Consider the following 23,251-nt stretch of genomic DNA (forward strand, 5'->3'; position numbering starts at 1 on the left):
CCACCGGAGCCTCCGCCGCAGGCTGTTAACCAGCTGGCGGTGGCGACGCTACCGGCAGAAAACAGCAGATTTCGCAGGAAAACCCGGCGCGACCAGCCCTTGCGTTCAACTTCTTTCAGTAATGGATTCACATTCACTCCTATTGAATCATCGCTCGGCGCCCAGTCCTGCCCCTCGGCGCTGAGATGCTTTCCTCAGTCCAGAAGACAAAGTAAAACACAGCATCATGACAAATGTGCAAAAGCAGCTGCCCGCGACTCACTCCGGACGGGGTCGTTTTGCCATACGTCAGGCAATGGAAACCATCGCCTCAAATCGAAGTAACTTCTCGGCGAAGCCGCCCTGGAAAATCGCAGTGACGAACACGGCCCCACGGCTACACCTTTAAATTGCCTCGCAATCGCGCCCCCCTATCTCCGGGGGTAGAACTGGCATTTGTGCACAAACTCACACTGCAGCGATAAAATGTGCTTGGCGCTACCAAGACCACCCGTTATTTTCTTGTGGCACCTCTACGTGCCGCTTACCTGGATTGCACAGAGCATCAGGAAGCACTGAGGCACCATTCGCCAGCCATCCCAACGGCATAGCGACGGCGAAACTCAGCAGTTTTGAAAACATATTATGCAGGGAGCATATTCAATGGCGGACTCATCACGTCGCGGGTTCCAGGGAGCGGGACTGTTTTCCAAGCACACGTCCTCTGTGTTTACTTTCGCAAAACCTCTTTCCATTCTTCTGCTTGCCAGCGGATTACTTGCCTGTGGCGGTGGCGGTGGCGGTGGCAGGGGCAGCAGCTCCGGCAGTATCGCAGCCTGCTCAGGGGCGGATTTCACCGCCACGCAATATGAAGCGGGGGATAGCGCTGAGCTGATTACCAAGAAAAGCCTCTCTCAGATTTATCTGATGCAAGGCAGCGATGCCCTGCCGCTGGAGAGCACGCCCAGCGATATGGGTTACTTCATTACCGTACCCATGACGCCCGATCTGGCCGCCAACGGTGGTACGGTGAGCTACGAGGCCGAGCTGGATGGCAAGCGCTGCGCACTGCCCTCGCTGGACGTGACGCCGTTGCCTCAGGCGGATGATGATGCCTATGCCGATGCGTTGGATGCATTGGAAAAAGCACTCACTAATATCGAATCTGCTCTGGCTTTCGATCCCGATACAGCCACTAGCGATGACATCAGCAAAGATCCATTCCAGTTTCTTGCTTACTGGCTACATGAAATTTTCTATGACCCGAAGAGCGAAATCAGCCTGCCCTATCAACGGAATCTTCTCGCCAGCCTCAGTCCGACAGACATCCAGTTCTTTTCACAAGTGGTGGAAAAGCTCGACCTGATCCAGACACTGGATGACCTTGCCACTGAATTTGAACAACCGATATTTGGCATCAATTCGCCGCAGGCTGCGAGCATACGCTCCACTCGGAATCAGCCTACTATCTATCGAGCGGAAACCTGCACGCACTATCTGAATGACCCGCGAGACTATAAAGTCAGCCTGACTGATGCGGGTTCGCTCTCCATTGCCATGAACATGGCCTACGAAGCACAACGCAAGGCGAAGAATGCCCAAGCCAACGCCGCGGCAAAAGCGGCTCAAAACACCGCACTCAATTCAGTGATGGCCGTGGCCAGCGAGGTAAAGGGCGGTGCGTTAGGCCTGCCACTGGCTGTACTGGGTACGATTGCCGGCTCAGCATCATTACGCGCAAATCTGTTAGATGACATGACCGCGAATATGCTGCCTTCCAAGATTGTTCATACCAATATTGAGGTCATCCCGCGTGCCAGCTTGGAAGAGGATTTTTCTGATGGACAAACCAATCCAAAATGGATTTTCAGCGTCAATGCGGAAAGCGAAACCTTTGAAATCGGCAAGCAAATTGCCGCCATGGTTCAAACAATCCTGGGAGCACCGGGCAGCCCAATGGATGGCAAAGCTCTGACGGGATATAACGAGGTAGCCAATCGCGCACTCTCAGACGCCAAAGTGAGCGACTGTGCCCTCACGGTCCCTCCACTGCTTTGGTCAAATATCCGCATTCCCGGCAACTTCGCTGAAGGCAGCGTCACTGGCGATGCCTTTGCCATCGATAGTGAACCTGACACCCTCAAACCCCTCACCATCGGTCAGGCGGAGCTTGCCGTACAGATGAAGTCGGGGCTGTTCCCCTCATACTCCAATACGCTGGCAGACCAGCGGGGAACAAAAGCCATTGAGAACCGCAAGAAATCTTTCGTGTTTTCTTCTGACCCCATCGTTGTCAAAAACCCCGGCGAAAGTAAAAACATCGATGTATTAATCAGCAACTCTTCGTTCCCGGAAAAGCATTCACTGTTCTACTCTGGAGCGTTACAGGTAAATGAAAGTCTGTCGGGAAACATCCTGTCACTCGCAATTGATACGCCCTCCGACCCGGACCTTTATCCGCTGGATATTACCATTCAATCCACCTCGCACAGCCTCGCTCCGGTCAACGCGCGAAGCAAAACGGTGCAAGTCGTCCTGCAAGGGCTGGAAATTGAAATAGAGGAAATACAATCCGGGTTTTGTGATAGCGGCACTTACATTGAGGTGAATAACGCGAAAGTTACTGGCGCCAAAAATGATGACACCGTGACGTGGACGGCAAGCGGCGGTACTCTCGTGAACCTCATCGGCAACCACATGCGTTTTGAAACCCCGCAGCCCGGCGACTACACCCTCACCGCCACCAGCAACGAAGACCCGACAATCTCCAAAAGCTTCGTCATCCAAGCCAGTGATTGCAGTACCAACATGTATATGTACGGCAAAGTAACCACCAATGTTGAAAGCCCGGATGTCTCCGGCAGCTGCCCGGTAAACAATCCTGACGACACTGAGGAGATCACCACTTACGGCGTAGAGGTAGACAGCTACAACAATATTAATCCCGGCAACATCCGCAGCAAGATGAGCACCTTTGGTCCCAGCCAGGCAATTAACTTTGATCAGTCCGACAGTGGCACTTACCTGCATTCTTATGACGTCAATGAGGTCTGTCATACAAAACAGATTGACCTTATCGCGAGTAGTTCAGGACAGGTCCGCAGTGTCGGCGACGGCAGAGTGAATTTTAACACCGAGCACACCACCAAAGGCGAATGTTATGCCAGCCAGGAAAGCGATGGCAGCAATACCACACTGTGTACCCTTGCGGGCGCTGGAGAAACCTACCAGATCATCTGGATGTTCGATCACAAACAGGCTCGCAGCTACAACGTGGTGAACGCCCTTAGCTGCACTGCGCCACCTGTTAACTACCCCCAAGGCTTCCCCACCTCGCCGGACATGGTCTACCAACTCCTTATGTACGACGAGAATAATCAGTTCGTAGACCCTTCGCTGATAACGACACAACCTGCGTTTTCAACGAATTGCCGAGCAGGTAGCCCACCCGGCGGTCATAGTTTCGATTTGCCAGAAATGCCGGAGGGATATCACGTGATGATTCTGTTAAGCATGGCCTACCCGGTGGGCAAGCTCCCCGACCTCAGCGGTGGAAATAATCCTGGCGCGACCTCGCTGCCCGCCAGCGGCAAGATTACGGGCTATATACAGGTTAAACCCCAGTAATCATTCAATAAAAGGCCTCCCCATCGGCGATAGGTGGAGGCCTTTTCATTAACGGGCATACATGCTGTCGCCTTGCCCGATAAAAACCAAGCAGCTCGGCTTAGCTGCTCCCACCGCCAGACAAGCACAACCCAATTCACGCTTTGATGACCTCCTCTCGAAACTCCCCCCACAATTTTGTAAGCTTGCCACGCAGAACATAACGCCGCCGCACCGACGTCGGCCGACTGATAATCAAAGATCCGCGGAGCCGTATCACGTGCAATCCACCCCGACTGATATTCGCGCCGAAGAGTCGCTGGCAGATCTCGCGTCCTATGTGTCTGCCGCGCGTGATCTCGAATCACTGACACGGCCAATGCTCGCCTTGATGGAGCGCGTTACCGGGCTGGAATCAACCTACCTCACCTCCATTGATGAGGCAGCCGGGCAGCAAACGGTATTGTTCAGCCACTGCTCTGAGCGACTGGATATTCCTGAGGGACTCAGCGTTCCCTGGGGAGACACGCTGTGCAAACGGGCGCTCTCCGAAGAAACCTACTTTGTGAATGACGTTCCCGAGCGCTGGAGTGACTCTGATGCCGCCCGCCAGCTTGGGATTACCAGCTACATGAGCCAGCCGGTCATCACTGCTGACGGTCAGTTGTATGGCACGCTGTGCGCCGCCAGCAGCCTGCGCGCAACGTTTTCGGCCGCCACCACCAACATCGTCTCCCTTTTCGCCAGGCTGATCGGCCAGCAGATTGATCGCGAGATGATGTTCAACCGGCTGATTGATACCAACAGCCGCCTGCTGAACAGCGCCAGTATCGACCCGCTCACCGGCGTTGCGAACCGGCGCGCCTTTATCGAACAGCTCGATGCGCTGCTGGCGGCATCCGACAGCACCGTGAGCGTGGCCTTTATCGATCTGGATGGATTCAAGGAAATCAACGACCGCTACGGTCACGATACCGGCGACCGCTTCCTGATTGAAATTTCGCTGCGGCTGCTCAAATGCCTTCGTCGCCAGGACATCGTGGCACGTTTGGGCGGTGATGAATTCGTTGTTGCTTCGCTCGAAGCCTCAGAAGAAACCTTGAAACAGCGTATTGAAGCGGAAACCCAGGGCAAGATTTCCCTGGCGACTCACTGTTTTCATTACGATGGCCCCAGCGTCGGGACCGTGGAGTCAGAACCCGGCGAGGATGCACGCGCCGTGATTACCCGCGCCGACCAGGCGATGTACGAGGTAAAAAAGAAGCGACGGTCACGCCGCTGATTGCCCCTAAATGAAAGCCGCCCGCAGGCGGCTTCTTGGCAAATGCCGGGCGCTTTTACTGCCCCAGATCAATCAAGGCGTCAAAGGCATCCCAGGTGTCATCACCGGAACCGGCGGGATCATCCTGAACTTCCAGGCTCTTCACCATCCGTACCTCTTCAACACCCAGTGAGCCATTGCCGACAATCGCGACGGCGCCAGCAGCATCGTCAGAGGTGGCGGTCTCAATTTGCGCCTGTACCGCAATCACGTGCTCACCCGACTCAAGATCTGTCAGTACAAAGTTAAACGCGTTCGCGGCCAGCGTTTTTATCGCCAGATCAACACTTTCATCTTCACACTCATCGGCGGTGATAGTGCCGTCGTCATTGGCATCATCACACTGTCCGGCAAACTCGGCCGTCATGGTTTGCTCACGCGAACAGAGCGTAATTTCGCCCGGAAATGCCAAACGCTCATTGGCTGTGCCGGGGTCCAGAACTACCCGCGCGCGGACGATCGCTTCAGCACTGCTGGTGAACGGCTCCAGCAGCGACGAGAGCACATAAGTCTGTGTGAAAACACCACATTCAAACGAGGCTTGTACAAACAGATCTTTCTGGCTAGGTGTTTTAATACCGGTACTCAGAACCGTCTCAAAATCAGACGCGGTTCCCGACAGCAAGACGTGATCGCTGGTCGCTGCGGAAAATTTAGATGACTGTGCATGCGCCACAGCGCTCAGCCCCATTGACGCCACAGCGGCGGCCATGATTACTTTTTTCATATTCCCCATAGTCATTTCCTCGTTATTTGAGTGGTTTATCACGATTGCCGGAACAGCAATCGAGGCGCAGTCTATAGCGCTGCTTTCACCAAAAATGTGACCACGTTTCACCACCCAGGCTAACTGCGGCAATAATGCGCGTTAGTTTTTTCTCCCACACAAAACGGCAATTCCCTGTGTGATCCGGATGCCATTTAGGGAACTTTTTCCGCGAAGACGAACAGGCTCTCGCGCCGGTTCCTCCTATACGTCGTTCGGCTTTCCTAATCCAAATGGCGGTATTTCCGAGCCGCCGGGCCTGCCATGATAGGTGCAGCACAACGCGCCCAAAATGCGGTGTAAGCTTTCCAACAAAATTCCAATAATCAGCGAGATCAGGAGAGAACATGTCACTTCCCGAGGCGATTCATATCGGTGCAGAAGAGCTGCCGTTTATCGACATTGGCGACGGCAGCCTGCTGCGCGTGCTCCAGGTAAAACGCGGCGAGGGGCTGTGGATTATCGAGAATATCTTCAAAGCCGGTTACGAGGTGGAGACTCACAAGCACACGGGCCCGGTGTGGGGCTACACCACATCTGGGGCGTGGAAGTACAAGGAATACGACTACGTCAACCGCGCGGGCTCCTTCCTCTATGAACCCGCAGGCTCCGTCCATACCCTGCAATGCATTGAGGACAATACGCGGGTGTGGTTCCAGATGTATGGCTCGAATATCAATCTGGATGCCGACGGCAATATCACCTCAGTCGTCGACGGACAGATGACTCTCGACTTCTATCTGGCAATGTGTGAAGCCGAAGGTCTGCCCACTCCCAATGTGCTTGTCGAATAAGGGGGTGGCATGAAGATCGATGTCTACAACCCCGACAATTACCTGAACGGTATTCCCCATGCGCAGTTTCAATGGCTGCGCGAGAATGCCCCGGTGCACTGGCACGAGCACCCCGCCGGGGGCGGCTACTGGGTGCTGAGCAGACACGCCGACGTGATGGCCGTGTCTCGAGACTTTCAGACCTTCTCTGCCGAGCAGGGCTTTGTGCTGGTGGACGACCTGCCCGAAAGCACGCTGGAGATGGCCCGTAATCAGTTGCTGGGTATGGACCCGCCGCGCCACGCCAAGCCGCGCCGGGCGGTGATCAGTCGTTTTACCTCCAGTCGACTGAAAGCACTGGAGCCGCAGATTCGCGCCATCGCGCAGGAGATCATGCAGGCGGCGCAGGGCAAAGACACGCTGGATTTTGTCGACGACCTGGCGGGCGACCTGCCGACCGCCGTCATCTGCCGGTTGATGGATATTCCCCGCGACATGTGGAAACAGATCCGCGACTGGTCCGATATGCAAACCTCTTCTTCCGACCCGGACCTGGGCGGCGGCGAGGAAGAGGTGCTGCAAGCCAGCATAGAAATGGGTACCTACGGTTTCGAGCTGGCCTGCGAGCGCAAGGACAAGGGCGGCGACGATCTGATCTCGCTGCTGATTAACCAGCAAGTCGACGGCGAACTGATTTCAGAAGCGGAATTCGCCAGCCTGTTTGTGCAGATTGCCGTGGCGGGGAATGAAACCACACGCGGGCTGATCAGCTCGGGCATGTATGAACTGCTGCAACGCCCCGAACTGTATCGCGCGCTGGAAGCCGCGCCGGAAAAACTGCCTGCCGCCGTGGAGGAAATGCTGCGCTGGACCTGCCCGCTGCACTATTTCCGCCGCACCGCCAGTTGCGATACCGAGATTGCCGGTACGCCCATCAGAGCCGGCGATAAAGTAGTGATGCTGTACAGTTCCGCCAACTTTGATGAAGCGGTATTCGAGCGCCCGATGGACTTCGACATCCAGCGTCAGGAAAACCCGCACATGGCCTTCGGCCACGGTATTCACCTGTGCCTGGGTGCCAACCTGGCGCGCATGGAAGCACGGATTTTCTTCGAGGAATTCTTCAAGCACTTTGCTGGCGTAGAGCTGCTGCACGCGCCGAGCTATATTCGCTCGAACTCGATCCACGCCTTTAAAACCATGCCGGTACACCTGCTGCCCCGCTGAGCACTACTGCCCCGGTCTGCCGGGGCCGATTCACTCACTACACAGGATCAAAAATCAGTACGGGAATGTGGCGAATATCTGCCGTGCGCTGGCGATACTCCTGATAATCGGGATACATGGCCTCCAGCTTTGGCCACAACTCAGCCTCTTCCTGTGCGTTGGCCTCGCGCATGCGATAGCGATTTTTCTGTTTGCCAATCTGAATCGCCACCTCCGGCGTGGCCTTCACATTCAGATACCACACCGGCAGTGTCGACATGCCGCCTTTGGACGCGGTCATCACCACACTGTCACCGTGCATGAGATACAGCAGCGGCACTTTGCGCTCCAGCCCGGACTTGCGCCCCACGGTGGTGAGAATCGCCACTGGCGCGCCCAGAAACTTTTTCCACAGGCGACCGCCGCTCCACTCATACACGCGAATCTGCCAGCGCCCGATGCGGTTAATCAGCCAGGTGCCGAATTGCTCCTGCTTTGCGCTATAGGGTTTGATGTCTTTGTTATTCATGATGCCCCCAGAGTAATCACTCACTGCGCAACGATTGTACGCAGGCGGCAACGCCCGGCAGATACCCCGAGTGAAGGAGGCGCAGACCGTCGCCTCAGTAGCGCAACTCCAACTGAAGACCCAGCTCTCTGGGTCGCCCGTAGGTGGCATAACCGCGCGCTTCCGTCGCGCCGATATAACCATCGGGGAACTGGTAGGTTTCAGTAATATAATCTTCGTCGGTCAGGTTGCGGCCAAACAAGTAGGCGCTCAGGTGCTCACCTTCCCAGCCAAGGCGCATGTCCAGCAATGTGCGGGCTTCAGAAAACTCCGTTTCTTTATTGCTGGGTCGCGTAAAGCTGTGTTCGCGGTGCGAGACATTCGCCGAGGCCATCCAGGCACCGACGCGCAACACCGCACCGAGACTGCCGGTAAATCGCGGCGCAAAGATGAATTCTTTGCCACTGTAATCCTCCCCCTGCGCAGTGTAATTGAGGAATTCGGTTTCTACCCAACCCAACGAGCCGGTCAACGTCAGTGGCGTCCATGGCTGCCAGCCCAGCGACAGTTCCGTACCGTAGAGTTCGGAGTTCGCGGCATTTTCAGTCGCGTAAAAAAGCCCCCTCAGCACAGGGACCTGCTGGTCTTCCCACTCCACATAGAAGACGTTGGCCGCCAGTTGCAGACGCTGCTCGGGGAACTCGGCGCGAAAGCCCATTTCGTAGTTATCGGTGTATTCCGGGTCGAAGGGGAAGACTTCGCCGTTCGAGGAATCCACCGACACGCCCCCGGCGCGGTAGGCTTGCGAATAGCTGAGAAAAAACGACCACTCGTCGCTGGCATCAAAGCGCAATGCGGCCTTGGGCAGCAACGCCGAGTAAGTGGTTTCCCCGCCCTGCAAACCACTGGTCGCAGGTGCCGCGCCGGTTGCAATCAGCAGGGGAAGAATGTCGATACCCGACTGGTTTGACAGCACATCGGTCCACCACTCGGCAATCTGTTCGCCGCCGAGCGGGAAACTGGCCAGCCCGCTGGGAACATTGAAAAACGCCTCGCCACGCAGGGAATCGAAGCGGCTGTTCGCATCGAGTTTTTCCCGGTCGTAGCGCAAGCCCAGTGTTGCGGTCAGGCGCCAGGGCAGCTGAATGTCCACTTCGGTAAACAGGGCGACGTTGCGTGCATCGCTGTGTTCTTCACTGAGAAAATCGATCTCCGCGTAGAGAAAATCGATCTCCTCCGGGATGCCCAGCAAGTAGCTGGACGGCACCGTAATATTGTTGGAGTAGGTGGTATTGTCCTTCTTGAAACGCCCGGCATAAACACCCAGCACACCGGTGTAGCGGCCGACACCGGTAAAGTTCAGTCGCAACTCCTGAGTCAGGTTTTCGCCGTCGTTGAAGATGATATTCTCGCCACCGTCGTCCTCCAAACCATCGTAATCACGGAGATAATCCTGATGGGTCGTCATGTATGAGGTCACGCTGGTCAGCGTTACTTTGTCGTTAAACGCATAGCGATTGCGCCAGGAGACGACATCGCTCTCCACCAGATCACGGCTCTCTTCATTCACCCACGATGTGCGGCGCTTGTCCGGATCGGTGCCGGAAACGCCCCGCTCGATATTGTAATCGGGCTGTCCGTCGCGGCGGTCCCGAGACAGCGTGAGCAGGCTGTCAAAACCGTCGATATACGCAGGTTCGTAGGCCAGTTTCAGACGCAGCACCTGCCGTTCAGTACGCGCAAAATCCGGATTATTGTCAGGCTGATGGGTCACAAAGCCATCGTCGCGATCAGCAATGCCTGTCAGACGAAAAGCAAAGGAATCTGACAGCGGCCCGCCACCGGCAAACGCCGCACTGCCCGCATCGTGCTCCGTCGCAATCAGCCGCAGGTGCCCGTCCCACTCCCGCGTCGGCTCCCGAGTGTTGATCACGACCGCGCCCGCCAGCGAGTTTCGGCCCTGCGAAGACGACTGCGCCCCGCGCAGTACCTCCACCGAGGCCACATCAAACATATCCACCACCGCGCCGTCCTGCGATGTTTCGTCCAGTGTGACACCATCGACCTGCACACTGATCAGCGGCGATCCCGTACCGCCGCCCGCACCGGCTTGAGAGATACCGCGAATAGAAATATTGCCCTCTTCATTCGACGTGGTATTGCCCGCGCGACGCAGCATATCGGCGAGATCGCGATCCCCCTGCGAGGCGAGACTCTCGGCATCAAAAACGCTGATCGACGTGGTGGTCTCCATCAGGCTGCGCTGAATTTTCTCGCCGGTGACAATCACCTCTTCCAGTCGTTTGGGTAGCTGTTCACGTTCGTCGGCGATCACGCTCAGCGAGGGAAATGACATTGCCAATGCCAAGCAACACAGGCCAGCGGTAAGGGAGATTTTCATATCGACTTCCTGTAAATGGACAACACGGGAACGCAATCCCGCCATTAGAGATTCCTTCGGCAGATTAAAAAGCAAATTCCAGGCCCGCCCACCAGCGCCGTTCCGGCCCCAGGCTGACCACATCAATACCTTGCGTGTTATAGGCATTGGCGTCTTTCCAATACGCCTCGTTCGTCAGATTGCTGCCGTTGGCAAACAGGGTGATGCCACCCAATTGCCAGCGCAGCGAGAGATTGAGCAGGTGGTAGGCCGGCAGTTCGTGTTCCGGCCGATTTTCCGGCAGCGACGGGGTGGCGCTGGCCCACTCCAGAGCGGGACGTACGATCAGTGTTTCCAACGGCCACCACTCCAGCGCCAAAGCCCCCGAATACGCCGGCGCTTTGGGCAGATGATTTCCGGACAAGTCGTCGCCATCGAGGTTGACGAATTCCTCGAATTCGCCGCGAATGACCCCGTAGCTCGCAACCAGGCCAAGATTGCTCAGAGCCTGCCAGCGCAGTGCTAACTCACCGCCGTTGATACTCGCCAGCCCCGCGTTTTCGATATAGCTATCCACGCCTTCGCCGCCCTGCACCTGCATGCCTTCCCAGCGGGTGTGAAAGAGGTTGAGCGAGACCGACAAGCCCGACGCCGGATGACGTCCTTTCAGCGACAGCTCGGTATTGCGGGTACGTTCCGAATCAAAGCGGAAATACCGGCCCGATACCTGGTTATAACCGTCCCCGCCGGGGCGGTAGCCTTCGGCATAAGCGCCCCCCAGATACCAGTTATCGGCAAGCTCGTAGCGCAGCGAAAACTTGGGGAGCACTTCCGAGAAAGACCGCCCCACCCGGAAATCGCCATTGGCGGGCAAGGCGCCCACGCCGCGCAGCACACCCACAGCGAGTGCCGCCACCGGGCTGTCGCCATCAGTAAACGTGCTGATAACCCGGCTGTTCTTCTCGCGGTCTGCACGTAGCCCGACACTCAGCGTCAAACGCGGGGTGAGCGCCCAGTCCAGCTCGCCAAACACCGCGCTATCAATCACCTCGGTGGGCGTCGCGCTGTTGTAGAGAATGTTGCCCAGCGGGGCGCTGCACAGAAACTCCACGCCGCACAGCCCCGCCATTGCCAGCGCCCCATTGATACTGGTGTAGCCGCGCTGACGGTCACCGTTGTGGCCCTCGTAGTAGTAGGCTCCGAGAATGGCCTGCAGACGTTCGCCACTGAAGCTGAGCCGCAACTCCTGCGACACATCGCGCGCCTCCTCCCACTGCTCGGTCGCCCCGCTTGCATCGGCGCCGTAGTCCTGGTCAAAACGGCTGAAGGTGTCTGACTCGACATAGGCGGTAATCGCCTGAAGCTGCCAGCGCTCGCCTAGCCAGAGACGTTGGTCCAGCGAAAACAGTTGTGACTCACTGCGATAGTCCACCGGCACATCAGCCAGCGCATGGCGGCTATTTTTCTCGCTGCGTGGCACGTAGCGACTGCCCTGATACTTGTCCAACTGCGTGGCGCCAAGTAACGCGGTATAGCGCCCGTCAACGCCGCCAGGCTGCCATTTCAGTCTCAGGCGAGTGGTTTTACTGTCGCTGCCCGCCCAGTCATCTTCCCTGCGTGTCGGATTGACGATATCGCCGTCACTGTCGCGTTGGTCGTGAACAATACGCAGTGACAGGGTCTCGGCAAGCAGCGGCAGCTCCGTGCCTAATGACCACTGTCGACGCCCCTGATTTCCCGCACTGGCCCGCCCAAAAAGCTGAGGAGAGTGATTATCCAGCGCCGGTTCCACCGTATTGATCACCACCGCGCCCGCCATCGCATTGCGCCCCTGACTGGTCGACTGGGGGCCGCGAAAAATTTCCACCGATGCCAGATCAAAGGACGCCAGATCGGCGTAGCCCATTGCCGAGCGCGGCAGTCCCACCCCATCAAGCACCACCACCGAGGTCGTGCCATAGGCGGCGTAGGCTCCTGCACCGCTGGCACCGTAGCTGCCCACGCCGCGCAGGTTCATGCCGCCCACACCGTAATCGCTGTCTTCCAGCCCGGCATTGGGCGTCATACGGATAAGCTCATACACATCGGCGATGGCACTGCGTTCAATTTCCTGCCGGTCAATCACCGCCACACTGCTGACCGTCTGCTCAAGGCGGCGGTCCAGCAGTTCACCGGTGACCACAATCTCCTCCATGCGGGGCGCAGCCTGTACACCCAGTGCCTGCACGCCCAGTGACAGTGCCCAAAAGGCCATGCCGCCCAGCGCGGCCCGTCGTCGCTCAATAGAGATTGTTTTTATAATCATGCTCGAGTCCTTTCTGCATCAATCCACGGCTGACCGTCGCCCGCATGACCTTGGCGCCCAGCCCGCGCGTTTTGTTCAGGCGCACATGCGTGGCGAAAATCGTCGACGGATCGAGATCCTCCGCCGCGGCTGCGGCGGGCCACAGACGAGCACGCTCCAGCGCGGCGCTGTCGAGCAGCTCGCACTCGCTGTTACCCACGGCAATCAGCAATTGCGGTTGGCGCCCCTGCACAGCAAAACGCGCAGACATTACTGCATCGTTCGTCACGCTTGCCTCGCCGGAAAATACGGCACAGCAATGATGTCCCGGATACATCGCAATACCCGTCATCTGGGGCCGGGAGAGCAGGTTCTTGATGCCATCCATCCGGCGATTGCCGGGGCGATCAGCGAACCAGATCCGGTCGTCGTGCAGTTGCAACATGGCCCCGGCCGGGTCGCCTTTCGGGCTGACATCAACCGACCCGTCGCGATGCATGGTCGCCATTACCAGAAAGGGGCTGAGTACCAGCGGCGAGGTGTCGTCGGGCCGTTCCGCGCCCCCTTCCCAGAAGGCTGAACGCATCAGTGCCTTGGCGCAGTGCAGATAACACTCCGATACTGCAATGCCGATCACACCGTCGCGAAGCCATTGCACCCGCCCATTGATGCGCAGGGTTTCCCCCAGTCCCGGACTGAAAAACAGGGAACCAAAGCCCGCTCCCTCACGAACCTGCTGAGGGGCGTCCACGGTCGCCAGGGGCAACTGCAGCAGCGTCGGCGTCTCGCTTCGGGCAAAGCCCGGCAGACCACCCGCCAGCGTCGCGGTCACCCCCAGCTCGGCATCGCCAAACGCCAGTGCAGCCAGTGGTGCGGTTTCCAGCCAGCGCCGGGCGCAGTCATCGATATGGTCGATCACTTTGAGCTGGACCGCCGCCGGCGTCTTGCCAACGCGGGCAGCCAGTTCCGTTTCATTACGAATGTCGTCAGCCATCGCCTGGCCCTCCATGAAAATTACGCGACGCTTAGCGACGCTGCCCTCGGTGTTTCAGCAACAGTGCGCAGCCAGCCACCAGAGGCGCCAAGCTGAGCAGAAAAAAGAGACCGTCCCAGCTACCGTCCAGCACAAACATGGCCACCAGGCCTGCAATCGACACCATCGCCAGCAACAGCGGCACCGCCAGAGGATGACTCATGCCGACACCTCGCGACGGCTCCGCCGCCCGGTGCGCCGACGACGATCCCACCACAACCAGGCGCCATTGGCGGTAATGAAGAACGCCATCAGCGTCGAGGCCGTCCACAGAATTTTTAACGGCAGGCCGCCGTAATCACCAAAATGCAGCGGCTCCGACAGCAGGATGGCTTTGAAATACACCGGCACGCTCAGGGACTCCGCGATATCACCCGTTGCGGCGTCGACCAGCAGCACCCGGAACAGACTCTGCTCAATGCCCTCACCGCCGGTAAGCAGCACGGTGTAGTGCCGCGGCGTGGAGAAATCCGTGCCCGGGAATATCACCGTCGACACCTGCCAGCCGGGATCGGCGGCCGTGTTGGCCTGCTCAAACACACCCGCGAGTTCAAGCGGCGGGCGACGGGCATCCACGGCTTCCAGCACATCAAAGCGCTCACGATTGGCCTCGAGCGCCGTCATCTGCCAGAGGCCCAGCGCCACCGTGGAAAAACCGAGCAAAAAGCCTGTCAGCGTGACCACAAACAACCAGCCCAGCACGATCACCCCGACAAAATTGTGCAAATCCAGTTGCAGCAGCCGAGCGCCGCGTCCACGCCGAAGTACCCCCAGAGCAATGCGCTTGACGTAGGGCGCGTACACCACAACGCCTGATACGAGCGAGATGAGTACCAGCAGCGCGATCAGCGCGCCGACTAACTCGCCGACGGGCCCTAAAAACCACTGAGCATGCAGCTCCAGCAGGAATCCTGTCAGTGTTTGCGAACCGCTGCCATCGCTGGTCAGCGCCCCCGACGCAAGGTCGGCAAAATGCACTCCGGCATCATCAAACGACGACTCCCCCGCTACTGCCGTGACGATCAACAACACGCCGGGATGGTGCTCGGGATCGATCCCCACGCTTAACACCCGCTGCTCGGGATAGCGTTCCAGAACCGTGTCGATCGCGGTGTTGTATTGCGGCGCCCGGCCCTCGGGCAAGGCCGTGGCAACGGGAACCGTCTCCAACCAGGCGTCAATTTCCTCGTGGAAAATCAACACCGCCCCGGTCAGGCAGAGAATCAGAAATGGCAGCGTCGCAATCAGGCTGCTCCAACGATGCAGCCACAAATTCGCCCGGAACCAGCGGCTCCCCGACGCAACAGTTTGAGGTTTCATGGCGGTTACTCTGGCATTCGGTGGCGCGGAAGAATGACGTCGCAGCGAGGGCTCATCTCGCAAAATTTATCAAATGATAACTATTTGCATTATTAATTACCACCACAAACATAATGTGTCAGACGTTTTTTTCACCGCAGCTCTCCGTGTCAAACCGCAGCAAGCACGCTATGATGCGCAGCCGATATGCTCAGGGAAGCTCCGACCCATGCCCTATCTTATTGCCGTTACCTTGCTGTGGGCGGTGTCGTTCAGTCTGATTGGCGAGTACCTGGCGGGGCAGGTGGATAGCTATTTTGCGGTGCTGACGCGGGTGGTACTGGCCTCGGCCATTTTCCTGCCGCTGCTGCGCCCTTCACGCTTGCCCGGAGGCTTGATGCTGGGCATTACCGCCACCGGCGCCCTGCAGTTCGGTCTGACCTATATTGGGCTTTACCTGTCGTTCGGCTACCTGAGCGTGCCCGAAGTACTGCTGTTTACCGTGACCACGCCGGTCTATGTGGCCCTGCTCGACAATGCCTTGCTGCGTCGCTTCAGTTGGTCACCGGTGATCGCCACCGGGATCGCGGTGATCGGCGCAGGCGTCATCCGCTATGACGGCATCAGCCCCGACTTCGTTAGCGGCTTCCTGATTCTGCAGGGAGCCAATCTGACCTTTGCCGCCGGGCAAGTCGGCTACGCCCATTTGATGAAGCGCTACCCCGACAGTCGCGGCTGGGACAGCTTCGGCTTTTTCTTTATCGGCGCCCTGTTGGTGACACTGCCCGCCTGGCTGGCACTGGGCGACAGCAGCAAACTGCCGAGTACCGGCACCCACTGGCTGGTTCTCGGCTGGCTGGGGCTGGTGGCTTCCGGGCTGGGGTTTTTCTTCTGGAATCGCGGCGCCACCCAGGTGGATGGCGGTACGCTGGGAATTATGAATAACGCCCTGATTCCGGCAGGACTGATTGTCAATCTGCTGATCTGGAACCGCGACGCCGATCTGGGGAGACTGGCGATCGGTGGCGCCATTATCGCCCTGTCGCTGTGGTTGAACGCCCGCTGGCAGGCGGCCAAGCCCACTGCGCAGCGCCGGGCCTAGAACAGCAGCGCCCGGACGTGATCGTAATGGGCGGCAAAGTTGACCGTCATGCCCTTGCGCACATAGTCCGGCAACTCCTCGTAATCCCGGCGGTTATCCTCAGGTAGAATCAGCTTTTTGATGCCCACCCGCTTGGCGGCAATCACCTTCTCGCGAATGCCGCCTACCGGCAACACTTGCCCGGTCAGCGTCAGTTCGCCGGTCATCGCATAGCCCGCCTTCGGCGCCTTATTCAGCGCCAGCGACAGCAGCGCTGTGGCCATGGTCACCCCGGCACTGGGACCGTCTTTGGGCGTCGCCCCCTCAGGCACATGCAAGTGCACCATCGATTCGTTGAAAAAGCGCTCGTCGGCACCGAAGGCCTCAAGGTTCGACATCACATAGCCGTAAGCGATATTGGCGGATTCTTTCATCACATCGCCCAACTGCCCGGACAGTTGAAAGCCACGATTCAAGGTGTGAATGCGTGCGCACTCTACCCCCAGGGTGGCACCCCCCATGGCCGTCCACGCCAGTCCGGTGACAATGCCCACGCCACGCTGGGGCGTTTCCCGCTTGAAGATCGGTCTGCCCAGCCACGCCTCCACCTGCTCCGGCGTAATTTTCAAGCTCAGCGAGTCATCCTCAAGTAAGCGTACCGCCGCCTTGCGTACCAGTCTCCCAAGCTGCTTTTCCAGCCCGCGCACCCCAGCCTCGCGAGCGTAGCCATCAATCACATGGCGCAGCGCGGCGGCGTTGATCGCCAGGCGTTTGCGGTCAATCCCGTTGCGCTTTAACAAACGCGGCCACAGGTGCTTTTTGGCGATAGCGAGTTTTTCCTCGCCCAGATAACCGGCCAGCCGAATCACTTCCATCCGGTCCAGCAGCGGGCCGGGAATGCTGTCGAGCTGGTTCGCAGTACAGACAAACAGCACCTTGGACAGATCGAAACGCAGGTCGAGGTAGTGATCCAGAAACTCGCTGTTCTGCTCCGGGTCCAGCACCTCCAGCATCGCCGATGCCGGGTCGCCCTGATACGACGCCCCCACTTTGTCGATCTCGTCGAGCATGATGACCGGGTTGGCGGTTTGCACCTCTTTCAGCGCCTGTATGAGCTTGCCGGGCATGGCGCCAATATACGTGCGGCGGTGACCCTTTATCTCCGCTTCGTCGCGCATTCCGCCCAGACTGAAGCGATAGAACTCCCGCCCCAGCGCATCGGCAATCGAACGGCCTATCGAGGTTTTCCCCACCCCCGGTGGCCCCACCAACAGCACAATGGAACCGGCCACCGAGCCCTTGAACTTGCCCACCGCGAGGAATTCCAAAATCCGGTCTTTGACATCCTCCAGCCCGGAATGATGGGCCTCCAGCACCTTGCGCGCATGGGCCAGATCGAGCTTGTCCTCGGAGTACACCCCCCAGGGCAGTTGGGTGGCCCAATCCAGATAGTTGCGCGTCACCGCATATTCCGGCGAACCGCTCTCCAGCACCTCCAGCTTGTCGATTTCATCATCGATGCGGCGTTGAGCCGCTTCAGGCAACTGCTTGCCCTTGAGGTTATCGAGAAACTCCTCGGCATCGGCAGTACGATCATCTTTGGAGATGCCCAACTCCCGCTGAATCACCTTGAGCTGTTCGCGAAGGAAAAATTGCCGCTGGCTCTCACTGATTTTCTCGTTCACCTGCTCGCTGATGCGCCCCTGCAGCTCAGCCACTTCGCGCTCTCGATTCAGCAGTTGCAGCACCTTTTCCATGCGCCGCAGCAGCGGAATCGTTTCGAGAATATCCTGCAGTTCATCGCCCTTGGCGGTGGTGATCGCCGCGGCAAAATCCGACAACAGCGACGGCTCATTGGGGCTGAAGCGCGACAGATACTGCTTCAGCTCTTCGCTATACAGCGGGTTAATGGCCAGCAGCTCCTTGATCGCCTTGATCACCGCCAGTGCATAGGCTTTCACCTCGTCGGTATCGCGTTCGCCGATATTGTCCGGGTAGTCCACTTCCACCATGTAAGGCGGTTTGTCGCTGAGCCAGCGGCGAATGCGGAAACGTTTGAGGCCCTGCACCAGAATCTGCACCTTGCCGTCTTCCTGATGCGCCTGATGCACACGCACTGCGCAGCCGATCAGTGGCAGATCGGCGGGGTTCAGTTCGCGGGGATCACTGTCGCCACAGTAAATCAACCCCATCACTTTGTCCTGCATATTACCGACACGCTGCAGGGTGCTTTCCCACACCCCCATATCCAGCAGAATAGGCTGGATTTGCGCGGGGAAAAACGGCCGTTTGGGCGCAGGCAAGAGGTACAGCGTGGACGGCAACACCGCATCGGGAATGACCAGTCCCGTCCCCTGCTCATCGCTGTTCAACATTTCGCCATCCAGCACCGCATCGTTGGCGTCATCATCGATCATCATCAACAGTCTCTCATCCACACAGAAAGGCTCACCCTTTGTATATAGGATCGCGCGGCGATGATCTCAAGGGCGTTGCACGCCAAATCGCGAAGCGCGTGTAGTGGAAAAACCGGATACGTGCACCGTCAAAATTGCAACGACCGTCACAATTTCCCGTGCAGTTGTGACGATTCGGGCAGCTTAGGTAAATCTACGAATACTTCCCATCTGCCTCGGTGAGGATAGTTTCTCCATAGTTGCACGCATCGTCGTGGACAGCCACTTTGACAGGGAGCCCAGCGCGCAATGAGTCTCACCTCTCTTCAGCGAAAACGATGTACTCACCGCCTACAACGATCATGAGCATGAAACGTATTGCCTGCCTGAGTACTCTCACAAACCTCCCCGCCGGGGAGAGCGGCTCTGAGCAACTGATCGAGCTGTATAACTCCACGCGGGTCTACAACCGCGAACACGACGTGACCGGCGTGTTTCTGGTGAGCGGCGCTTACCTCTTGCAGATTCTGGAAGGCGACGGCCAGACCCTCGCGAATTTGCTGTACCGTTTCAGCCGCGAGTCGCTCAGCCAGGATGTCAGCGTGGTTTATAAAACCGACATCTCGCAACCCAAGTTTCAGAACTGGAGCATTCGCTTCGTCGGTATCGGCGACGACAAACACCGCGAGTTTCTCGGCAAGTTGCACACCCTGCTCGCCGGGCAGTTGCAACCGCGATCCGCCCAAGACCAGCTCCGTCTGCAATCTTTCTTTGGCGACCTGCCCTCGCCAGCCACCGCCGCCCCACAGCCTGCCACAGAGGCCGTGGAGCAGAGCGCGGCCAGCGCCCCGGCCCAGTTGCACAGCCATTATGAGAAGTGCCTGATTTCACTGTCGCGCTGGCCCAAACCCAGCCAACTGAAACTCAGCCACGAGCTGATCAAGCTGTGCTCGCGACTGGTCCGCAAGCCCATGCTTTACGAGCGTCTTCGTGCACTGGACATCTGCCAGTCCGAAGCCGTTCTGGTGGACTACCTGCAAAGCCTGGAGGCACTGGGCATTCTCAGCGCCAAACGCGACACCACCAATGTCCGCAATATCGCCGCGTCGGCCCCGGCGACTGCCGCCTCCCCTTCCCCGGCGTCCGCGCGCTTCAGTCAGGTGCTGCGCCGTTTCTTATCGACTTCAAAAGTGTCCTGATTAATGACGCATATGATCGAGCCTATTTATAAAAAACTCGCCATTGTCGGCGAAGTCGGCGCGGGCAAAACACAGCTGATTCATACCATCAGCGAGATTTCGCCCTTTGCCACCGAAGCCCGTTCCTCGGTCGACATCGGCAAGCAATACACCACCGTCGGTATCGACTACGGTCGTCTCACACTCGACGAAGACATCGCATTGGGGCTCTACGGCTTACCCGGTCAGGAGCGCTTTTCCATGCTCTGGGACATGGTCAAACAAGGCCTGTGGGGATTGCTGGTGCTGGTGAAGTTCGGCAGTGAATTTAACCTCGAAGCCTTCGACCGCGTGCTGAGGCACTTCGACGCGGCAGCGGCAGGTATTCCGCTGGTCGTGGGCATCAGCCACAGCGAGAACGCCAGCGAGAACGATATCGATGCCCTGTCAGAAGAGATCGACAGCGTGCTGGACAAGCACAATCTGGTCTCTCCGATTACGCCGGTCGACCCCCGCGATATCGGCTCGTCGCTGATGTTGCTGGAATTATTCGACGCCCTGAACAGCCAATTGGATCAAGAGCCCTGGGAGGCCGCCGATGCCATCTGAACACCCCTTATTGCCGGAGCTGGAGACGCGTTTTCAGCACTACGCCGATGAACAACAGGCCATCGATGTCATTGCGCTGGCCACCACCGACGGTTTCCCGGTGCACACCTACACACGCAGCCCCGGCGATTTCGCCACCGACACCCTGGCGGCCGCCGCCAGCACCCTGTACTCGGTCAGCAATGCAGTCGCGCAACAGATTCTGGGCAAACGCTTCAAGGTGACGTTTATCGAAGCCGAGCAAGGCAATGTCGCCTTCGTGGCGCTCAGCGTGCAGGACCGGGACTATGTGCTGGCAATGTCGGCAAAGGCGGCGATGAATATCGCCAATCTGCGCTTACAGATTCAACGTTTAGCTACTGAGATCAGCGGTATCGACCGCCCCGCCGTAGCTTGATGTTCCCCAACGTTCCCGTAGTGGGTACGAATACAACAATACCTTCCCATAGATGGAGAGAAGCATGAGCACAATCAACCAGGTTTTGGATGGCATGATGACAATTGACGGCGCACTCGGCGCAGCGGTTGTCGACTACAGCTCGGGCATGCTGCTGGGTTCACAGGGCGGCGGCGTCGACCTGGAACTGGCCGCTGCCGGTAACAGCGATGTGGTTAAAGCGAAGATGAAAACGATGAAGTCACTGGGCCTTGACGGCGGCATCGAAGACATTCTGATCACCCTGAAAGACCAGCTCCACATCATCCGCCCCAGCGCCAGTAACGAAGGCCTGTTCCTGTACTTGGTACTGGACAAGCGCAGCGGTAACCTCGCCCTGGCCCGCCGCAAAACGGCCGACCTTGAAGGCGATATGCAACGGGTATAAGCGACGCCGGGCAGCCGCAGTTACTTTGCGGCTGCCACGTTGTCATTGCGCTGAGACAGAAACGCCACCGCTTTTCGCTCGGCGCCACCTGCAAGCAGATACGCACCAATATGCCCGGTAAACTTCACCGTATAGGTTTCCACCGGCACCGACTTGGCTTCCAGCGCCTCCTGCATAAATGTCATCTGCTCCGGCTCGACCAACTTGTCCCACTGGCCGTGGTAGAGAAAGACCGGCGGCGATTGCTCGCTGACGTGATTCACCGGCGATGCCTCGCGCCAGGTCTGCTCCGCATCCACCAGCTTTTCACCAATCAATCCAAACACCAGCGGTGAGTTTGGCCACGCGGTCAAATCGGCGGGCGTTCCTCCGGCTACAATGCCGTTCAGGTACGGCGCCTGCTGACGGTCCAGTCCCGCCATCAAAATCAGATGCGCGCCCGCCGAGTAACCCCAGCCGCCAATGCGCTGGGGATCAATATCAAAGCGCGGCGCATTGTCGTAAAGCCATTGCAAGGCGTCTGACACGTCTTCAACTTGCGTTGGATGACGATTTTCCGGCGCCAGCCGATAGGTCGCGTTGAAGACCACGAAACCGGCTTTTGCCAGCCGCTTGCTGATGCCGCCCATTTCGCCCGAGCGATTGCGCCATCCCCCGCCGTGTACCACCAGCACCGCCGGTTTGATGCCGGTTTTCTTCGGCAGATACAGATCGCCGGTCAGCGACTGTCCGTCGACCTGCTTGTAACTGACCGCTTCCTCAACGCGGTACTGCGCCTCAGCGCCCGGCAGCGCCGCGCAACCTACCGCCAGCAAACTGCCGAGAACAATTGCCGCCGATGTCACCGTTACTTCTCTGCCTAATAGTGCGGTCATGGATACGCCTGTGCTGTTGATGGCTGATCTTCTTTAATCGCTGATCTGTACTTTACGCAGAAAGCCGCATTACTCGTTTTATTTATCCGAAAATACGGCGCCTCCGTGCCGAAGGCAGCTTAACACGGCACAGCGACACATCCTCCGCAAACACGCTATGCTGGCGCTGTTGCCCTTTGCTCACCACAGACCACAAGGAGTTGTGCCATGTTTCGCGCTCTGGGATTCCTGTTGCTGTTAACGCTCGGCAGTGCAAGCCACGCTGCCAGCCTGCCTGAACCCGGCACGTATCGGGGCCACACCGTCTACCGCGACCTTGCCTACGGTCCCGACCAACGCCAGAGCTTGGATATCTATCTGCCCGACAAACCCCGTCAGGCCAAGGCCGTCATTCTGATGGTTCATGGCGGTGCCTGGCGTATCGGCGACAAAGCGCAGCGCGCCGTGATCGATAATAAGCTCGATCACTGGCTGCCGCAGGGCTTGATCTTCGCCTCCGCCAATTATCGGCTGTCGTCAGCGCTGATGCCCCGCGATCAGGCCGACGATGTCGCCCGTGCACTCGCTGCGCTGCAGAACGTCCTGCCCCACTGGCTGGATAGCTCGCCGAGCATTTTCCTGATGGGCCATTCCGCTGGCGCTCATCTGGTCGCCCTGCTCGGCGCCAATCCAGAGCAGGCACGATCACAAGGCGCGAACGACTGGAAAGCGACCATCGCCATAGACAGCGCGGCCATGGATCTCCCCGCACTGATGGCGGCGCCGCATCCACGCTTCTATGACCGGGTATTTGGCGACGATCCCACACCGTGGCGCGCCAACTCCCCACGCCATCAATTAACGCCCTCCGCCACGCCATTCCTGCTGATTTGCAGCAGCAAGCGCGACAATGCCTGCCCTCAGGCCAGACAGTTTGCCGACACCGCAAGCAAACTCGACGTTCGCGCCGACGTCTTTGAGCAAGCCCTGTCGCACCTCGCGATCAACCGCGAGCTGGGCAAACCCGGCGACTATACCGACGCGGTGGATCGTTTTATAAACCGACACATCGCGACGCCGTAAAATCGCCTGGGTACTCCCCCCCGTAGGAATAAAGTTGGCACTAACGCCAGCAATCACAAACGAGGGGGAAT

General features: G+C 58.3%; 19 protein-coding genes. 10 read left to right on the top strand and 9 right to left on the bottom strand.

Annotated elements, in window-relative coordinates:
• Positions 1-906: 906 nt before the first annotated feature.
• Both AC5DB9_RS13300 and AC5DB9_RS13305 read left to right on the top strand, forming a co-directional pair.
• The gene (locus AC5DB9_RS13300; RefSeq protein ID WP_286846232.1) at positions 907-3,606 is read left to right on the top strand and encodes a hypothetical protein; all 2,700 of its coding nucleotides are present in this window, start codon (positions 907-909) and stop codon (positions 3,604-3,606) included.
• Between the two features lie 259 nt (positions 3,607-3,865).
• Positions 3,866-4,867 (top strand): sensor domain-containing diguanylate cyclase, encoded by a 1,002-nt coding sequence (locus AC5DB9_RS13305; RefSeq protein WP_272991816.1) that lies wholly within the window; start codon positions 3,866-3,868, stop codon positions 4,865-4,867.
• A gap of 55 nt (positions 4,868-4,922) precedes the next feature.
• Here AC5DB9_RS13305 and AC5DB9_RS13310 read toward each other — a convergent pair whose 3' ends face one another.
• A complete protein-coding gene (locus tag AC5DB9_RS13310) occupies positions 4,923-5,633 on the bottom strand; it encodes a hypothetical protein (protein ID WP_272991819.1) in 711 nt (236 codons plus the stop codon).
• A 386-nt stretch (positions 5,634-6,019) separates the two neighbouring features.
• Here AC5DB9_RS13310 and AC5DB9_RS13315 point away from each other — a divergent pair, with 386 nt between their 5' ends.
• Both AC5DB9_RS13315 and AC5DB9_RS13320 read left to right on the top strand, forming a co-directional pair.
• Positions 6,020-6,466 (top strand): 2,4'-dihydroxyacetophenone dioxygenase family protein, encoded by a 447-nt coding sequence (locus tag AC5DB9_RS13315; RefSeq protein ID WP_022958163.1) that lies wholly within the window; start codon positions 6,020-6,022, stop codon positions 6,464-6,466.
• 9 nt (positions 6,467-6,475) lie between these two features.
• On the top strand, positions 6,476-7,672 hold the full coding sequence (locus AC5DB9_RS13320) for a cytochrome P450 (RefSeq protein ID WP_272991821.1): 1,197 nt from the start codon (positions 6,476-6,478) through the stop codon (positions 7,670-7,672).
• A gap of 37 nt (positions 7,673-7,709) precedes the next feature.
• Here AC5DB9_RS13320 and AC5DB9_RS13325 read toward each other — a convergent pair whose 3' ends face one another.
• From AC5DB9_RS13325 to AC5DB9_RS13350, 6 genes are all read right to left on the bottom strand, one after another.
• On the bottom strand, positions 7,710-8,180 hold the full coding sequence (locus AC5DB9_RS13325) for a nitroreductase family deazaflavin-dependent oxidoreductase (protein ID WP_272991824.1): 471 nt from the start codon (positions 8,178-8,180) through the stop codon (positions 7,710-7,712).
• Positions 8,181-8,274: 94 nt separating this feature from the next.
• A complete protein-coding gene (locus tag AC5DB9_RS13330) occupies positions 8,275-10,605 on the bottom strand; it encodes a TonB-dependent receptor (protein WP_272991826.1) in 2,331 nt (776 codons plus the stop codon).
• A gap of 19 nt (positions 10,606-10,624) precedes the next feature.
• Complete coding sequence (locus tag AC5DB9_RS13335) at positions 10,625-12,844, bottom strand: TonB-dependent receptor (RefSeq protein ID WP_272991829.1); 2,220 nt, start codon at positions 12,842-12,844, stop codon at positions 10,625-10,627.
• The gene (locus tag AC5DB9_RS13340; protein ID WP_272991831.1) at positions 12,819-13,817 is read right to left on the bottom strand and encodes a PNPOx family protein; all 999 of its coding nucleotides are present in this window, start codon (positions 13,815-13,817) and stop codon (positions 12,819-12,821) included. Before AC5DB9_RS13340 ends, AC5DB9_RS13335 begins: the two co-directional genes overlap by 26 nt.
• Before the next feature lie 31 nt (positions 13,818-13,848).
• The gene (locus AC5DB9_RS13345) at positions 13,849-14,019 is read right to left on the bottom strand and encodes a hypothetical protein (RefSeq protein WP_272991834.1); all 171 of its coding nucleotides are present in this window, start codon (positions 14,017-14,019) and stop codon (positions 13,849-13,851) included.
• Positions 14,016-15,176 (bottom strand): PepSY-associated TM helix domain-containing protein, encoded by a 1,161-nt coding sequence (locus AC5DB9_RS13350; protein ID WP_272991837.1) that lies wholly within the window; start codon positions 15,174-15,176, stop codon positions 14,016-14,018. The genes AC5DB9_RS13345 and AC5DB9_RS13350 overlap by 4 nt, the downstream gene beginning before the upstream one ends.
• Before the next feature lie 208 nt (positions 15,177-15,384).
• On the opposite strand from AC5DB9_RS13350, the gene AC5DB9_RS13355 reads away from it, so the two are divergent.
• Entirely contained in the window at positions 15,385-16,257 is an 873-nt protein-coding gene (locus AC5DB9_RS13355; protein ID WP_272991840.1) for a DMT family transporter, read from the top strand.
• Here AC5DB9_RS13355 and lon read toward each other — a convergent pair.
• Positions 16,254-18,674 (bottom strand): endopeptidase La, encoded by a 2,421-nt coding sequence (gene lon, locus AC5DB9_RS13360; protein ID WP_353744110.1) that lies wholly within the window; start codon positions 18,672-18,674, stop codon positions 16,254-16,256. The genes AC5DB9_RS13355 and lon overlap by 4 nt on opposite strands.
• Positions 18,675-19,000: 326 nt before the next feature.
• On the opposite strand from lon, the gene AC5DB9_RS13365 reads away from it, so the two are divergent.
• The 4 genes from AC5DB9_RS13365 (at position 19,001) to AC5DB9_RS13380 (ending at position 21,243) form a co-directional block, all read left to right on the top strand.
• On the top strand, positions 19,001-19,831 hold the full coding sequence (locus AC5DB9_RS13365; protein WP_272991843.1) for a BLUF domain-containing protein: 831 nt from the start codon (positions 19,001-19,003) through the stop codon (positions 19,829-19,831).
• Positions 19,832-19,834: 3 nt separating this feature from the next.
• Positions 19,835-20,419, top strand: coding sequence for a GTP-binding protein (locus AC5DB9_RS13370; protein WP_022958171.1), 585 nt, complete (start codon positions 19,835-19,837; stop codon positions 20,417-20,419).
• A complete protein-coding gene (locus AC5DB9_RS13375; RefSeq protein ID WP_022958172.1) occupies positions 20,409-20,816 on the top strand; it encodes a roadblock/LC7 domain-containing protein in 408 nt (135 codons plus the stop codon). Before AC5DB9_RS13370 ends, AC5DB9_RS13375 begins: the two co-directional genes overlap by 11 nt.
• Before the next feature lie 64 nt (positions 20,817-20,880).
• Positions 20,881-21,243, top strand: a complete 363-nt coding sequence (locus AC5DB9_RS13380; protein ID WP_022958173.1) for a hypothetical protein — start codon at positions 20,881-20,883, stop codon at positions 21,241-21,243.
• Between the two features lie 20 nt (positions 21,244-21,263).
• On the opposite strand, the gene AC5DB9_RS13385 is transcribed toward AC5DB9_RS13380, so the two are convergent.
• The gene (locus AC5DB9_RS13385) at positions 21,264-22,118 is read right to left on the bottom strand and encodes an alpha/beta hydrolase (protein WP_272991848.1); all 855 of its coding nucleotides are present in this window, start codon (positions 22,116-22,118) and stop codon (positions 21,264-21,266) included.
• 207 nt (positions 22,119-22,325) lie between these two features.
• Here AC5DB9_RS13385 and AC5DB9_RS13390 point away from each other — a divergent pair, with 207 nt between their 5' ends.
• Complete coding sequence (locus tag AC5DB9_RS13390; RefSeq protein WP_272991850.1) at positions 22,326-23,180, top strand: alpha/beta hydrolase; 855 nt, start codon at positions 22,326-22,328, stop codon at positions 23,178-23,180.
• The last annotated feature ends 71 nt before the right edge of the window (positions 23,181-23,251 follow it).

The sequence above is a fragment of the Spongiibacter sp. genome (assembly GCF_984394615.1).